11 protein-coding genes and 2 tRNA genes are annotated in these 14,629 nt (G+C 69.1%); 8 read left to right on the plus strand and 5 right to left on the minus strand.

The window, feature by feature from the left end:
• The first annotated feature begins 25 nt into the window (after window positions 1-25).
• Window positions 26-1,831 carry a tRNA (5-methylaminomethyl-2-thiouridine)(34)-methyltransferase MnmD gene (gene mnmD, locus D105_RS0102815; RefSeq protein WP_018877420.1) on the plus strand — a complete coding sequence of 602 codons (1,806 nt, stop codon included), beginning with the start codon at window positions 26-28 and terminating at the stop codon, window positions 1,829-1,831.
• On the opposite strand, the gene D105_RS0102820 is transcribed toward mnmD, so the two are convergent.
• From D105_RS0102820 to D105_RS0102835, 4 genes are all read right to left on the minus strand, one after another.
• Window positions 1,801-3,963 carry a diguanylate cyclase gene (locus D105_RS0102820; protein WP_018877421.1) on the minus strand — a complete coding sequence of 721 codons (2,163 nt, stop codon included), beginning with the start codon at window positions 3,961-3,963 and terminating at the stop codon, window positions 1,801-1,803. The two genes, mnmD and D105_RS0102820, sit on opposite strands and share 31 nt — an antisense overlap.
• A 481-nt stretch (window positions 3,964-4,444) precedes the next feature.
• Window positions 4,445-4,532: transfer RNA gene (locus tag D105_RS0102825), tRNA-Leu, on the minus strand.
• 178 nt (window positions 4,533-4,710) lie between these two features.
• Window positions 4,711-6,678, minus strand: coding sequence for a M48 family metallopeptidase (locus D105_RS0102830; RefSeq protein ID WP_018877422.1), 1,968 nt, complete (start codon window positions 6,676-6,678; stop codon window positions 4,711-4,713).
• Window positions 6,679-6,691: 13 nt separating this feature from the next.
• Entirely contained in the window at window positions 6,692-7,282 is a 591-nt protein-coding gene (locus D105_RS0102835; RefSeq protein WP_018875505.1) for a LemA family protein, read from the minus strand.
• 133 nt (window positions 7,283-7,415) lie between these two features.
• Between D105_RS0102835 and D105_RS0102840 the strand changes: the two genes are divergently transcribed.
• From D105_RS0102840 to D105_RS0102860, 5 genes are all read left to right on the plus strand, one after another.
• Window positions 7,416-8,258: a motility protein A gene (locus tag D105_RS0102840; protein WP_018866352.1), complete on the plus strand. Its 843-nt coding sequence runs from the start codon at window positions 7,416-7,418 to the stop codon at window positions 8,256-8,258.
• A gap of 3 nt (window positions 8,259-8,261) precedes the next feature.
• Window positions 8,262-9,074: an OmpA family protein gene (locus D105_RS0102845; RefSeq protein WP_018877423.1), complete on the plus strand. Its 813-nt coding sequence runs from the start codon at window positions 8,262-8,264 to the stop codon at window positions 9,072-9,074.
• Window positions 9,075-9,175: 101 nt separating this feature from the next.
• On the plus strand, window positions 9,176-10,093 hold the full coding sequence (locus tag D105_RS0102850; protein ID WP_018877424.1) for an HPP family protein: 918 nt from the start codon (window positions 9,176-9,178) through the stop codon (window positions 10,091-10,093).
• A 116-nt stretch (window positions 10,094-10,209) separates the two neighbouring features.
• Window positions 10,210-10,286, plus strand: a tRNA-Arg gene (locus tag D105_RS0102855).
• Between the two features lie 64 nt (window positions 10,287-10,350).
• Entirely contained in the window at window positions 10,351-10,677 is a 327-nt protein-coding gene (locus tag D105_RS0102860; protein WP_018866355.1) for a hypothetical protein, read from the plus strand.
• Between the two features lie 15 nt (window positions 10,678-10,692).
• Here D105_RS0102860 and D105_RS0102865 read toward each other — a convergent pair whose 3' ends face one another.
• Window positions 10,693-11,385, minus strand: a complete 693-nt coding sequence (locus D105_RS0102865) for an arylesterase (protein ID WP_018877425.1) — start codon at window positions 11,383-11,385, stop codon at window positions 10,693-10,695.
• On the opposite strand from D105_RS0102865, the gene D105_RS0102870 reads away from it, so the two are divergent.
• Together D105_RS0102870 and D105_RS0102875 are read left to right on the plus strand one after the other, a co-directional pair.
• A complete protein-coding gene (locus D105_RS0102870) occupies window positions 11,384-12,094 on the plus strand; it encodes an ABC transporter ATP-binding protein (protein ID WP_018877426.1) in 711 nt (236 codons plus the stop codon). The two genes, D105_RS0102865 and D105_RS0102870, sit on opposite strands and share 2 nt — an antisense overlap.
• A complete protein-coding gene (locus tag D105_RS0102875) occupies window positions 12,091-14,625 on the plus strand; it encodes an ABC transporter permease (RefSeq protein WP_018877427.1) in 2,535 nt (844 codons plus the stop codon). The genes D105_RS0102870 and D105_RS0102875 overlap by 4 nt, the downstream gene beginning before the upstream one ends.
• The last annotated feature ends 4 nt before the right edge of the window (window positions 14,626-14,629 follow it).

Below are 14,629 nucleotides of genomic sequence, written 5' to 3' on the forward strand. Positions count from 1 at the left end.
GGCGCGTCTTGACTGGCGCGACGGCATGCCCTTTGCTGTCGACTACGGCGACGGCTATTTTGGATCGCGCCAGCCGCGCGCAGAAGCGCAAGAGGTCTTCCTCGAGGCCAACAGCCTGCCGGAGCGGTTCTCCGGCTGCCGCCACTTCGCGATCGGTGAAACCGGCTTCGGCACCGGGCTGAACCTGCTGCTGGCGCTGGAGCAATGGCGCCGGCACGCCCCGTCGGATGCCTTCCTCTCACTGCTCAGCCTGGAGGCACACCCCCTTTCGCCGGAGGACCTCGCCACCCTGCACCAACACCTCGGGCTCGACGATGCCGACAGCCGCGCCCTGCGCGCGCAGTACCCGCCCCCGGTACCGGGACTGCACCGGATCGAATTCCCCGGGGCGCGCGCCACCCTGACCCTGGGCCTGGGCGACGCCGCGCCAATGCTTGCGGGCGTGCGCGGCCGGATCGATGCCTGGTTCCTGGACGGCTTCGCGCCGCGCAGCAATCCCGCGTTGTGGAACACCGGCGTTTTTCGCCAGATCGCCCGGCTGTCCGCGCCCGGCGCCACGTTCGGCACCTACACCGCCGCGGGCCAGGTCCGGCGCGATCTGGAGGGTGTCGGATTTACGGTCCGGCGCGTCCCGGGCCACGGACGCAAGCGCGAGCGCCTGACCGGGGCCTTCCACGCGCCGTCCGCCGAACCGGCGACGCCGGCACCGCAGGCGCCCCGCCACGTGGCCGTCGTCGGGGCCGGACTGGCCGGGCTGTCCAGCGCGCACGCGCTGGAACGTCGCGGCATCCGCACCACTCTGTTCGACCCCGCCGGGGTCGCCGGCGGTGCGTCCGGCAACCCGGCCGCCGTGCTGCTGCCCAACCTGCACCCGCGCGATGCCGACCTGAACCGCCTGGCCCTGGCCGGGATGCGCAGGACCCGGACCCTGATCAACGAACTGGAGGCCCATACGGGGGAAGTATTGCGGCTGGCCTCCGGCGTCGCCTTCCACGGCATCAGCGCCCACGGGAAGAAACGGGTGACCCGTCTGCTCAAGGCCGGCAGCGAAGCGACCGGGGTGCTCTTTGATCCGGCGGGCCCGGGATGCACCGACGCCCCGCATCTGTACTACCCCGAGGGCCTGGCGGTGGATATGGCCGCTCTTTGTCGTGCCCTTGCCGGCACCCTGCCGGCGCCCCGCGCAGAGGCTGTCACGCACATCCACCTGACTCCCGGCCAAGACGCAGTGCAACTGGAGACGGAGTACGGCCGGGAGTCATTCGATGCCGTCGTGCTGGCCAATGGCGCCGGTCAGGGGGCGCCCCTGAGCCCCGAACACGGGGCGGTCTCGACGGTCACCGGCCAGATGACCCGAGTGGCGGCCACCCTGCCCGACTGGGGCGGGTTCGTCGCCACCGGACAGGGCTACTGCATCCCGTCCCCCGACCAAACAGCATGGATCGGCGCGACCTACCGGCGCACGCAAGGCCCCGGCATCCGTCAGGCCGACACGCTCCTGGCTACGGACGACGCGGCGAACCTTCGCCACCTGGCCTGGGTGCCCGGCCTGGACGATCCCGCCACCCAGGTCCTGGACCACTGGGCCGGCGAACGGGCGGTGGTCCGCGATCGCCTGCCCCTGGTCGGGCCCAGCCGAATGGACGCGCGCGGCCGCGTCCAGCTCAACCTCGCGCATGGCTCACGCGGCCTGCTGTACGCACCCCTGGCCGCCGAGTGGCTGGTCGACCATTGGCTGGGCCTCATCGAACCTCTGGAGACCACTACCGCCGCGCGGCTGGACCCCGCCCGACACGCGGGTCAGGCCCCGGGAGCCTCCGACGAGGCGTAGGCCACATCGTTGCGGCCCGCCGCCTTCACCCGGTACATCGCATGATCCGCGGCCATCATCAGGTCGGCGAGCCGCTGTCCGTCACCCGGATAGAAGGCGACGCCGATGCTGCATGACAGGCTCACCTCCACGGTATCCATATGCCCGGGGTGCAGCTCAAAGGGCTCACGGAAGGCCTCTTGCAGCCGCTCGACCAGCCGCGTTGCCTCCTCCGCGTGGTGCAGCGGGGCACTCAATACGATGAACTCGTCCCCGCCCAGGCGAACCAGCAGGTCATCCGTGCGCAGGCTGCCGGCCAGACGCCTGGCGAGCAGCCGCAGCAACTCGTCGCCCACCGCGTGGCCATACTGATCGTTCACCGGCTTGAAGCGATCCAGGTCGATGAACAGCAGCGCCAGCTGACCCTCCTTGCGGTCGGCCCGGGCTGCCAGGCGGGGAAACGCGCGGTCCAGCGCGGCCCGGTTCGCGGTGCCGGTCAGCGGGTCCTCCCACGCGAGCGCCTGCATGCGCTCCTCCAGCTGCTTGCGCTCGGTCACGTCCAGGGCATGCCAGACCACGGCCGCGGAACCCTCGAACGGCGTGTGAATCGGACGGACCCGCGCCTCGTACCAACGCGTCTCGTCCGCTGCCACCCCCGGCTCGCCCGCATGGAACGCACTGGCCTGCAGGCGGTATTGAATCTCCTGCATCGCCCCTTCGTGCAGGGCCCTTTGCACGATATCGGAGAACCGCTCCGCCACCTCGGGGGGTAACAACTCGGCCAGGGTATGCCCCACGGCCGTGGTGTGCGGGTCGCGGCCATGGCGCGCCTCGCCGAACACCCGCCGCACCAGCCCGGACGTATCGATCACCAGGGCATCGCCGGGCATGGCCTCGAACAGGGCGTCCTGGAGGTCCCGCGCCTCGCTCAGGGCATTGAACAGCATGCGATTCTCGTGCACGTCGACGAAGCTCAGCAGACAGGCCCGTTGCCCGTCCCAGTCGATCGGCACCCAGCGCAACAGATGAAAACGCTGATCCCCGTCCGCGGCCTTCACACGGATCTCGCGCCCCCGGGGCTCCTCCGGCACCGCGGCGCGGGTGAAATCGAGATCGGGGGGCAGACGCGGACGATCCGCCGGATGGATCACATCCAGTGTGGCCAGGGCCTGCCCGGGGTTCGGCGACACCCCGGTCATGCGCGCGAAGGCCGGGTTGGCCCACAGAACGCGTCGCCCGGCCACGACCAGCGTCGCGTCCTCCAGGCGGTTGACCAGGGCCTGGTAGCGGCTCAGGGCCTCGCGGCGCTGCCGCATCCCCTGGCCAATGCGGAAGGTATATCCGCTGACCGCCATCAGGCCGACTGCGCCCAGGACCCACCAGGCGGCGGGGCGGGCCGTGGCGGACGGGCTGGGGACCGGCTTTGCCAGCAGCCGCCACTGCCCCCCGGCAAACGTCACATCGAGCTGCAATGGCGCCGATTCCACATCGAGCGCCTGCGGGTTGTAGAACACCTCGCCCTCAGCACCGGTCCCGTCGCGGCCGCGCAGGGCCAGCTTCAGGCGCTCCGAGCCGGGTACCAACCCGGCCTGCCGCAGCAGGGTGTCGAAATCGAGCGCGATGCTCGACAGGCTCCACGGGTTGGCGGAACCCGACACGTCCTCGTCCTCAGCTTCGGTCAGGACCGGCGCCCGCACCAGCAGCCCGCGGCCGCCCTGGGCCAGCGGCCAGGGACCGGCCACCACGGTCTCTCGGCTCTCCAGGACGCGATGGAAGGACGCGGACTGCTGGGGATGCTCGGCCAGGTTGAGCCCAATCGCGCCCTCGTTGCCGGCCCGTGGGTAAACCAGCTCGAGAATCTCGCCGCGTGCCAGCGTCAGCGACCGGATCAGCTCGGGTTGCCCCCGGTAAAGCCGTTCCGCGGCGCGGGCGAACTCCTCCTCGTTCAACTCCGGATGGACGTAGGCGTAGGCCGCCAACCCGATGGTGGCGTGCACCGACGCATTCAGCACGCTCTCCAGGCGGGAGCGCAGGCTGTTCGCCTCGGTCGCGAGCGACTGCTCATAACGCTCGGCCATCTGCTGCTTCCAGCCCTGATCGATGGCCAGAAAAAGCAGGGCGAACAGCAGCGCCGCGAACAGCGCGGCCACCATCGGGCCCCGCACATACGGTTCGGTGGTGCGGGCCCGCGACGACGAAGCGCTGTCACGGGCGGCGTTTTGGGCGTCGGAAGCTTCCGTGGTGTCCGGTGGTGGGCTCATGCCGGGTCTTTTGCGGGCGCACAGGGTTCTACTATGCGCGATCGCGGGACGAACCGAAACGGCTCCGGAAATGCACCGCTGACGTCCCACTCACACCGGAGACCCGGCACCCCGCATGGAGCGGCCGATCGCGCCCGAACGCGTGCGGGTTGGCCGCCGTACCGGCGACTACCGCCCTCTCGGCACCGTGGCCAAGGGGCCCGCCGAGCGGAACGATCTGGAATTGGTGGGGACGGAGGGAATCGAACCGGCACGGCCTTGCAGCCAGCGGATTTCAAGACCACGACGCGCACGCCTGGACCGATCCAGACGACCTATTCAGTTTCGCGAGTGAGTACGAGAATGTGCGCACATCCATGTGCGGCTGGGGAAATGGTGCCGGGAGCGGGAATCGAACCCGCACGGCCTTTCGGCCTCGGCATTTTAAGTGCCGTGTGTCTACCTAATTCCACCATCCCGGCGTGCTACATAAGTGCTCCATAGCGAGCCGGAGCGTATCGCATAGAATTGTTTTTTCTAACTGTTTTCAAGGAACCCATCGGACTTTTAGGTCCGATGGGTCTACCAGTTCCGCCACGCCCCCGGAGCCGCCGCATCATACCGTGCGTGCCACGATGCCGCACCCGAACCCGGCGGGGCCTACTCCGCTTCCGCGGCCGGCATCTCCGCGACTGGCAACGGCACGTGCAGGGACGCCGCGATCGCCCGGAGGAGCTCGACCTCGGCGATCACCGTCTGCCCGCCATGGGTGATGGTGGCGAGCATTGCCGTGACCAGCCTTTGCTTGTTGGCCGGACGCAGTGCGTCCAGCGCCTCCAGGGCGCGATCGAGCTCATCCGCCCAGGCCGCCGCGTCGGCAGCGGCCTCCAGGGCCGTATCCATCACGTCTTTCGCCGGATCTGCGATGCCCAGGGCGACATGGCCCGCCCGCAGCGCCTCGCGCGCCCCCTCGGAGTCCTCCGGATGACCGTGATGGGCGAGCACGGCCAGCACACTTCGCGCATGGCGTTCGTGGCGTTCCAGGCGATCCCGTCCACCCGGGCGGGCGCGTGCGGGCTGATCGAGGTCGCGCAGCTGGCGCCGCAGGAGCCGGCCGGTGGCGTATTCGAAGGCCGACACCCGGCCGTCGGCCCGGACCAGTTCGTCGATCAGCGCCTCCAGCGCCTGGCGCTCCTCCGACGGACGGTGGCGCACGGCCGGGAAGCTCATCTCCAGCAGCGGGATGCGCAGGTCCGGCCGCAGGTGCGGCGCAGCGTCCAGCAAGGTACGCACACGCGACTCGCTCTCTCCGCCCCGCTTCGCGGCGATCCGCAGCAACTGGTGATCCCGCACCTCGGGGTCGGCGCTGATCAGTAGATAGAGCAGCACCTCCACGGCCCAGGCATCGGAATGCGCGGCGCGCTCCAGTGGTCCCGGCATCGCCGCGACCAACAGTCCGGCGCCCAGGATCTGTGCCAGGCCCGGATCCCCGATGTTCTCCATCAGGCGTTCCGGATTCAGCAGCATATTGCCCGACTCGCGCGGCTGTTCGCGCTCGCGCGCCTCCGCCTCGGCCTGCGCCTCCTGTTCCCTGCGACGGGTTTGCGCATCCCGCTCCATCTGTTCGCGGATGGTCTCCAGTTCTTCCGGCTGGAACCCGGGCTCGATGGCCTGGATGCGCCGCACCAGCGGCGGATGGGTCGCGAACATCTGGCCCAGGGCGCCGGAGGCGAACAGCATGTGCCCCACCTCCTCGGTATCGGCGCGCAACGCAGTGTGTCCGGCCCCGATCTTCTTCAGGGCACCGGCAATGCCGGACGGCTGACGCGTGAACTGCACCGCCGAGGCATCGGCCAGGTACTCCCGCTGGCGCGAGACCGAGGCGCGAATCCAGCGCCCGAAAAACAGCCCGATATATCCCACCACCATCAACGCCAGACCCGCCGCAACAATGCCCCCGGCGTTGCGGTTGTTGCGCGACAGGCGCATGGCCAGCAGCACGCGCTGCCCGATGAGCGCCATCACCAGGATCCCGAACAACATCCCCATCAGGCGGATATTCAGGCGCATATCGCCGTTCAGGACATGCCCGAACTCGTGCGCCACCACCCCCTGCAGTTCGTCGCGATCCAGCTGTTCCAGGGCCCCGCGCGTGACGGCAATGGCCGCGTCGTCCGGCGAGTACCCCGCGGCAAACGCGTTGATACCGGCCTCCTGCTCCAGCACATAGACCTCCGGCACAGGCACGCCGGAGGCAATCGCGATCTCCTCGACCACATTCATCAGGCGCCGCCGCAACGGGTCGCGGGTATCGCCGTCCACCCGGGTGCCACCCAGCTCGCGGGCCACGGCCCCGCCGCCATCGCGCAGCCCCAGGGTGCGATAGAGGCTGCCGACCCCGATCAGCCCGATCGTCAGCACGCTGGTCCAGACCATCACCTCGACGTTGCGCGCCAGAAATTCCCGGGTCAGCCAGGGTTCCCCCGCCGCCACCGGCTCGGCCTGCCCGAAAAGCACGAGCACAATGGCATTCATTACCAGCACAATCGCCAGCACCGCGAGTCCGAACAGGAACAGCAACCAGCGGGTGCGTCGCTGGGCCCGGTCCTGATGCTCGAAGAAGTTCATATCGCCCGGGCCGTCAGGAGAAGTTCACCTGCACCGCCTCGCGCTTCTGCGGATCCTCGATCTCCAGAAGCTGCGCCGGACGGAAGCCCAGATTGTTGGCAATCAGGCTGTTCGGGAACATCTCGCGCAGGATGTTGTACTGCATGACCGCGTCATTGAAGGCCTGACGGGCATAGGCCACTCGGTTCTCGGTACTGGTGAGCTCCTCCGACAGCTGCATCATGTTCTGGTTGGCCTTCAGATCCGGATAGGCCTCCGACAGCGCAAACAGCCGCCCGAGGGCGCCGGACAGCCCCTGCTCCGAACTGGACAGCTTGCGCACGGCCTCCGCGTTGGTCGGGTCGCCGGCCACCTCCTGCAGGCTCTGCTGGGCCTGATTCCGGGCCTGGATGACCGCCTCCAGGGTATCCCGCTCGTGGCTCATGTAGCGCTCGGCGACCTTCACCAGATTGGGGATCAGGTCGTAGCGCCGGGTCAGCTGCACATCGATCTGGGCAAACGCGTTCTTGTACCGGTTGCGCGACGTGACCAGCCGGTTGTACGTCCATACCCCCCAGACCACCAGCAGGACCAGAATCGCCAGCACCACCCACTTCGTATCCATCGTGCAAAGCTCCTTTGCGGTTTACCCGGCCGAGTGTACGCGGCGGACGGGTCCCCCGCGAGAGGATTCTCGGGCGCAGACGGCAACCGCCGCCGTGCTTTATCCTTGCGCCAGGCCATCCTCGGAACCTCGCATGAATCTCTCCACCCTGCTCGGCATCCTCGGCAGCCTGCTGGTGTTCGGCAGTGTCATCGCGTTCTCCTCCCAGGACCTCGACGCCTTCCTGAACCTGCCGGGACTGGGGATCGTGGTGGGCGGCACCATTGCGGCCACCCTGATGAGCTACCCCTTCCACGAGGTCATGCGCGTCTTCCGCGCCGGGGCCAACGCGATCCGCGAGGAACGCTACGACGCCAGCCAGGACCTCGAGGAGATCGTGCAGGTCTCGCGCTACTGGTTCTCCCAGAACCTGCAGCGCATCCAGGACCGCCTGGACCAGATCCGCAACCCATTCCTGCGCACCGGCATCCAGCTGGTCATCGACGACACCCCGATGGACGACGTCTCCGACCTGCTGAACTGGCGCATGGCCCGCCTGCGCGCCCGCGAACAGGCCGACGCCCAGATGTTCCGGACCATGGCCACCTATGCCCCGGCCTTTGGCATGCTCGGCACCCTGATCGGGCTGATCAACCTGCTCCTGACGACCGAGAGCGACGATTTTACCGTGATCGCGGTCAACCTCGGCATCGCGCTGATCACCACCTTCTACGGCATCCTCCTGGCCAACCTGGTGTTTCGCCCCATCGCCATCAAGCTGGAGCGACGGACCGAGGAACGCGTGGTCCTCATGACCATGGTGCTGGAAGGCATCATGCTCATGCGCAAGGGCCGTTCGCCCGGATACATCCGCGAGACCCTGCGCTCGTTCATGGAGAACCACAGCGACGAAATCCGCCAGGCCGCCCCCACCAACGGGGACGAAGAACCCGCCGCGGACCCACGGGACCCGGACCCGTCGAACGAGCGTCGCTGAACCATGCCCGGCCCCGCCTACTCCACCTCGGAGCGCGCCGCGCTGCAGGCCGAAATGGACGCCCACGCGGCGACCCGCCCGGAACAGGCATTTCTCGCCTCCTACCCCGGCGAACGCCAGCGCGACGACGAACACGCCTGGATCCTCACCTACCTCGACGTGCTGACCCTGGTCATCGTCGTCTTCGTCATCCTGCTGACCTTCATGGACCCGCGCGACGACGATCCCCGCGCGGTGTCCGCCAGCCCCGTCGCGCTGGCCCATCCCGACCGCAGCGCGCTGGTCGAGCCCCTGGTCCACCCCACGCTGCTCGGTCTTGCCGACCTCGACGACAGCGTCGCCGAGGACCCGGCGCCCCCCGAAACGTCCGCCGAAACAACCGGAACCGGCGCCGATGCCGATCAACTGCGGGATCGGGCCCCGGAGGGGGTCGATATCGTCGAGCAACCCGGGCGTCTGGAACTGCGCATCCGCGACGAGATCCTGTTCGGCACCGCCCAGGCCGATCTGCGTTCGGACGGCGCAACGCTCCTGGAAGGACTGCTGACCATCCTGGCGGACCACCGGGGCCTCATTACCGTAGAGGGGCATACCGACAACGTCCCCATCGCGACCGAGCGCTTCCCCTCCAACTGGGAACTGTCCGCGGCGCGCGCCAGCAGCGTCGTGCGGCACCTGGTCGCGCAGGGGCTGGAGCCCTCGCGGCTGCGCGCGGTCGGGCGCGCCGACACACTGCCAGTGGCCGGCAACGAGACACCGGGTGGGCGCGCCGAGAATCGTCGCGTGTCACTGATCCTGGAGGCCGAAGCGAACTGATACCCGACGCCCCACCCGCATTCCGCGAGCCCGCAGGGCCACTTGACGCCCGCGCGACCCCCATAGAAGATGCGCAACACTTGCACTTTAAGGAGGCTGGTGTGCGTACCGGACGCGGGTCCCTGCTGGGCGACTTCCTCGACACCACCAATCACTGGGACAAGCTCATTGCCCTGATGGGAGGGATGATCGGCCTTTATCTGTCACTGGAGGTCGCCGCCTCGGTAACCGACAACGGCATCAACGGTCTGATCCTCGCCTCCCTCGGGGCCACCGCCGTACTGCTGTTCGCCGCGCCGCATGCCGCCCTCTCGCAACCCTGGAACGTGCTCGGTGGCCATGGCGTTGCCGCCATCGTAGGGATACTTGTACGCGACCTGCTGCCCCACCCCCTGCTGGCCGCCGCCGTCGCCGTGGGCCTCGCCATCTGGCTGATGCACTACCTGCGCTGCCTGCATCCCCCTGGCGGCGCCACGGCGCTCTATGCGGTCGTGGGCGGCGACTCGGTCACGGCCCTGGGACCGTGGTTCCTGCTGCACCCTGTGCTGACCAGTGTCGGGGTCATGCTGATGGTGGCCGTCATCATCAACTACCCGTTCCCCTGGCGCCGCTATCCCGCGAGCCTGACCCCGTCCCCCGAAAGCCCGGAACAAAGCCCGCTGGCGGCCCTGGAGCGGGCCGGTCTCGGCCGCGAGGATCTCGAGCACGCCATGCGCGAGATGAACCTGTATCTGGATCTGACCGAGGACGATCTGGCACGCCTGTACCTGCTGGCCCGCCGCCATCACCAGCACCCCGACCCGATCACCCCAGAGGCCATCCAGCCCGGGGCCTGCTTCAGCAACGGCGGAACAGACGCCGACTGGGCGGTTCGCCGCGTGCTCCGGCGCGACGGGGCGCAGGTGATCTACCGCCACCTGGCGGGCCCCGAGGCCCCGGGTGAAGACCGCGCCAATCTGGACGACTTCCTCGCCTGGGCCCATCACCGGCTGGAGCCGGAATACGGCCCGGACGAGTAAGTGCGTTTGGGCCTCTACCTACCCGGCGCTTATACTCTCGCGCCAGGCGTAAGTCGGGTTAGGGTGATCGTCACGAGCGTGGCGGGATCGCGAAGCCCAGTCCGACAGGTTGCCAGGTCTCCGTAGCTCAGCTGGACAGAGCAGCCCCCTCCTAAGGGGCAGGTCGCAGGTTCGAATCCTGCCGGGGACACCATTTCTCTCGCAGGCCGTCGGGATTCCCCCTAGCGCCGCGACCGCAACGGTCGTAAGGTAGGCCAATGGCCATGCTGACGACCGAACAGTCCAGCCGCATGATCGATCGCCTCGCCCCGCTGATCGGGATCCAGGGCGAAGTGGATGGCTGCATGGTGGAACTGGTCGAGGTCCTCGACGAAGGCCCGCGCGGGCTGCCCGGCGTGGCCCTGATGAGCATGGGCTCCCGGCGCAGCATCCAGGCCAACCAGTACGGCAATCCGCTCTGCCGGCACTCGGAGGTCCGCACCCTTTCCCTGCTGTCCGAGGTCGAGCGCGACCTGCATCCCGTCCTGCGGCAACTGCTTCCGGACAACGTTGTGGCGGAGTTGCGGGCGCTGCTGGCCGACTGAGGCGAATCGCGGGCTTTACCCGGCCGCGCGGTCACCGCGTGGCGGCTTGCGCGCCTCGGCCTCCTCCACCATGGGTTCCAGGCGTGGCCACACGGCATCCAGCAGGTGCGGCTGCGCCGCCTCGCTGGGGTGAATGCCGTCATCCATCAGCATTCCGTCCTCCAGCAGCACGTCCTCGAGAAAGAATGGCTCGAAGGCCAGATTCCGCGCGGCCGCCAGGTCGGCAAAGACCGCCTCGAAGCGTTCGGTGTAGCGCCGCCCGTAGTTGGGCGGGATGCGAATGCCCAGCAGCAGGGTCTCGCCCCCTGCGGCGTCGATCGCGTCCACCATCGCCTCCAGGTTCTCCCGCATGGCCGACGGTGCCAGGCCCCGCAGGCCGTCATTACCCCCGAGGGCCAGGATCACCAGGGCCGGGTCCATCCGCTCCAGTACCTCTGGCAGCCGCGCCCGGCCGCCGGCTGTCGTGTCACCGCTGATGGAGACGTTTTCCACCACCCATTCCCGCTCGCGCTCGGCCAGGCGCTCTTCCAGAAGGGCCGGCCACCCGGCAGACTCCGGCATGCCATAGGCCGCACTCAACGAATCCCCGAACACCAGGATTCGCAGCGGCTCGGCTGAGCGATTTTCGTCTTCCGGGGAATTCCCGGGCGCAACGGGACTCCATAGCAACGCGATCAAGCCCATCACGACCAACGGAATACGCAACATGGATGCATCCTCGTCTTATGTACTGGAGGCCCGGGACATCGAACAGCGGATCAACGGACCCAGCGGGCCGCTGGACATCCTGCGCGGCATATCGCTGGCGGTCCAGGCCGGCGAGACGGTCGCGGTCCTCGGCGCCTCCGGATCGGGCAAGTCCACCCTGCTCGGGCTCCTTGCAGGTCTGGACGCCCCGAGCGCGGGAGAAGTTCGCCTGCTGGGCCGGACCATCAGCGAACTGGACGAGGATGGCCGCGCCGCGTTGCGCGCCGGCCGGGTCGGGTTCGTGTTCCAGTCCTTCCAGTTGCTCCCGGCGCTGACGGCCCTGGAGAACGCCCTGCTGCCACTGGAGCTGAACCCGGCCCATGCCGGCGAAGATCAGGCCACCCTGAACCGCTGGGCCAGCCAGGCCCTGGAGCGCGTGGGCCTTGGCGAACGCGCCGCGCATTACCCGCACCAGCTTTCGGGGGGCGAGCAGCAACGGGTGGCCATTGCCCGCGCCATTGTCGACCACCCGGCGGTCCTGTTCGCCGACGAGCCTACCGGGAATCTCGACGGCAAGACCGGGCAGCGCATCATCGAACTGCTGTTCGGCCTGGCCCGGCATCCCGACGGCGACGGGCCCGCCACCGCACTGGTGCTGGTGACCCATGATCCGGAACTGGCGGCGCAGTGCGACCGCATCATCTCCATTCAGGATGGCGTGTTGGCATGACGGCAAGCCACATCCATACCCGGGGTCAGGGCCGCAATCCCCTGCGCGCGCTGCTGCGCGGCACCTGGCGGGAATGGCGCTCCGCCGAACTGCGGGTACTGGCCGCGGCGCTGGTCGTCGCGGTCGCCGCGGTCGCCGCCGTCGGCTTCTTTACCGATCGCGTGGATCGCGGGATGGCCCAGCAGGCCACCGCCCTCCTCGGCGGTGATCTTGCGGTGGTCAGTGACAACCCGCTGCCGGCGGGCTGGCCCGACGAAGCCGCGAACCGCGGGCTGGACACGGCGCGCACCGCCTCGTTGCCCAGCGTGGTCTTCGGCAAGGACGACCAGTCGCGCCTGGCGGCCCTGCGCGCGGTCGAGCCCAGCTGGCCGTTGAAAGGCGAGGCCCGCACCCGCTCGGGACCGGACGGCGAGGAACAACCGCGCGAACGCGGGCCGCAACCCGGTACTGCCTGGCTGGAATCCACCCTGCTCGAGGCCCTGGGGCTTCAGGTGGGCGACCGGGTCGAGGTCGGCGACCTGGATCTGGAGGTCACCGGCATCCTCACGCACGAACCCGACCGTGGCAGCAACCTGCTGGACATCGCGCCGCGTCTGATGCTCGCCTTCGACGACCTGGACGCCAGTGGACTGATCGGCCCCGGCAGCCGGGTGCGCTACGAGTTCTTTGCTGCCGGACCGAGTGCGGAGGTTGCCGCCTTCCGCGCCTGGCTGGGGGACGAACTGGAGGCCGGGGAACGCCTCCTGGGCCTGGACGATGCGAACCCGGAGCTGCGCACGGCCATCGAGCGCGCCGAGCGCTTCCTCGGGCTCGCTTCGCTGATGGCGGTGCTACTGGCCGGGGCCGCGATTGCCGTGGCGGCCCATCACTTCGCCCAGCGCCGCGCCGATCCGGCGGCCGTGATGCGCGCCCTGGGCGCCAGCGGCCGCCGGGTCCTGCTGACCTACTTCGGCCGGGTGGTGCTGGTCGCCCTGCTGGCCAGCGCTGTCGGGCTCGCCATCGGCTTCGCCGCGCAGTTCGTCCTCGCGTCCCTGCTCGGCGGCTGGCTTGACGGGGATCTCCCTCCTCCGGGGGCGCGGCCACTGGTCGCCGGCCTGGGCGTGGGACTGATTACCGCCGTTGGCTTCGCCCTCCCCGCGCTGTTGCGCATTGGCCAGGTCTCGCCGCTGCGCGTCCTGCGCCGCGATCTGGGCCTGCCGCCCACCTCGGTATGGCTCTCCGGCGCCCTCGCACTGCTCGCCTTCGGCGGCCTACTCTACTGGCAGGCCGCCGACCCGCAACTCGCCGCCTGGGTCCTGATCGGCACCGCGGTGGCCATCGCGTTGCTGGCCGTCCTCGGGATGGGGCTGGTGCTCGCCCTGAGGCCTCTGCGCAACCGCGGCGGCATGGCCCTGCGCTTCGGGCTGGCCAACCTGTCCCGGCGCGGCGGCCTCAGCGCGGTGCAACTGGTGGCCTTCAGTGTCGGGATCCTGGCCCTGCTGCTGCTGGCGATCGTGCGCGTCGACCTGCTGGAGGCCTGGGATGCCAGCATCCCGGAGGACGCCCCCAACCAGTTCTTCATCAACATCCAGCCGGGCCAGGAGCAGGCCTTCGCCGACCGGGTCGAGGCGGCCGGCCTCGAACGCCCGCAACTCGACCCGATGATCCGCGGCCGCCTGATCGAGATCAACGACGAACGCGTTCATCCGCAGGATTTTGACGATGATCGCGACCGAAGACTGGTGGATCGCGAATTCAACCTGTCGTATGCGCACACCCCGCCGGCGCATAATCGCATCGTCGACGGACACTGGTTCGGCGAGGCCGGGCAGGATCCCGACCGGGGCTGGTCGGTGGAGGCCGGACTCATGGAACGCTTCGACCTGGCACTGGGCGACTACCTGACGTTCCGGGTCGGGGGGCAGCCCATCCGCAGTCCGATCACCAGCGTCCGCGAGGTCGACTGGGACAGCTTCCAGGTGAATTTCTTCGTCATCGGCCCGCCTCCGCTGCTGGACCAGCAGCCCCGGACCTTCATCACGGCCATGCACGTGCCCGAAGACCAGCGCAGCGCCCAGAACCAGTGGTTGCGGGAGTTCCCCGCCGTATCGGCCATCGACGTCAGCGCCATCCTCGCGCAGGTCCGCGATGTGATGGACCAGGCCACGCGGGCGGTCGAATACGTCTTCCTGTTCACCCTGATCGCCGGGCTGACCGTGCTCTACGCCGCGGTCCAGGCCACCCGCGACGTCCGACGACGGGAGGCCGCCCTGCTGCGCACCCTCGGGGCACGTCGCGACCACATTCGCAACGGCTTGCTGGCGGAGTTCGGGACCCTGGGCCTGCTGGCCGGGCTGCTCGCGGCCGTGATCGCCACGGCAGTGGGCGCCCTGCTCGCCTGGCAGGTTTTCGAGTTCGACTACAGCGTCAATCCCCTGACCTTCGTCTACGGGATCGGGGGCGGTACGCTGGGGATCGCCCTGGCCGGCTGGCTGGGGACGCGCCGGGTGCTGGACCAGGCCCCGCTGGCGGTGCTGCGCGGCCCGGAATAAGCCG

It is taken from the genome of Thioalkalivibrio sp. ALE28 (genome assembly GCF_000377425.1).
GTDB lineage: Bacteria > Pseudomonadota > Gammaproteobacteria > Ectothiorhodospirales > Ectothiorhodospiraceae > Thioalkalivibrio.

What these genes read in the sequence shown, in the direction of transcription:
- mnmD (WP_018877420.1), top strand. Translation starts at nt 26, where the DNA reads ATGCCCTTTGCTGTCGACTACGGCGACGGCTATTTTGGATCGCGCCAG.
- D105_RS0102820 (WP_018877421.1), bottom strand. Translation starts at nt 3,963, where the DNA reads ATGGTGGCCGCGCTGTTCGCGGCGCTGCTGTTCGCCCTGCTTTTTCTG.
- D105_RS0102830 (WP_018877422.1), bottom strand. Translation starts at nt 6,678, where the DNA reads ATGAACTTCTTCGAGCATCAGGACCGGGCCCAGCGACGCACCCGCTGG.
- D105_RS0102835 (WP_018875505.1), bottom strand. Translation starts at nt 7,282, where the DNA reads ATGGATACGAAGTGGGTGGTGCTGGCGATTCTGGTCCTGCTGGTGGTC.
- D105_RS0102840 (WP_018866352.1), top strand. Translation starts at nt 7,416, where the DNA reads ATGAATCTCTCCACCCTGCTCGGCATCCTCGGCAGCCTGCTGGTGTTC.
- D105_RS0102845 (WP_018877423.1), top strand. Translation starts at nt 8,262, where the DNA reads ATGCCCGGCCCCGCCTACTCCACCTCGGAGCGCGCCGCGCTGCAGGCC.
- D105_RS0102860 (WP_018866355.1), top strand. Translation starts at nt 10,351, where the DNA reads ATGGCCATGCTGACGACCGAACAGTCCAGCCGCATGATCGATCGCCTC.
- D105_RS0102870 (WP_018877426.1), top strand. Translation starts at nt 11,384, where the DNA reads ATGGATGCATCCTCGTCTTATGTACTGGAGGCCCGGGACATCGAACAG.
- D105_RS0102865 (WP_018877425.1), bottom strand. Translation starts at nt 11,385, where the DNA reads ATGTTGCGTATTCCGTTGGTCGTGATGGGCTTGATCGCGTTGCTATGG.
- D105_RS0102875 (WP_018877427.1), top strand. Translation starts at nt 12,091, where the DNA reads ATGACGGCAAGCCACATCCATACCCGGGGTCAGGGCCGCAATCCCCTG.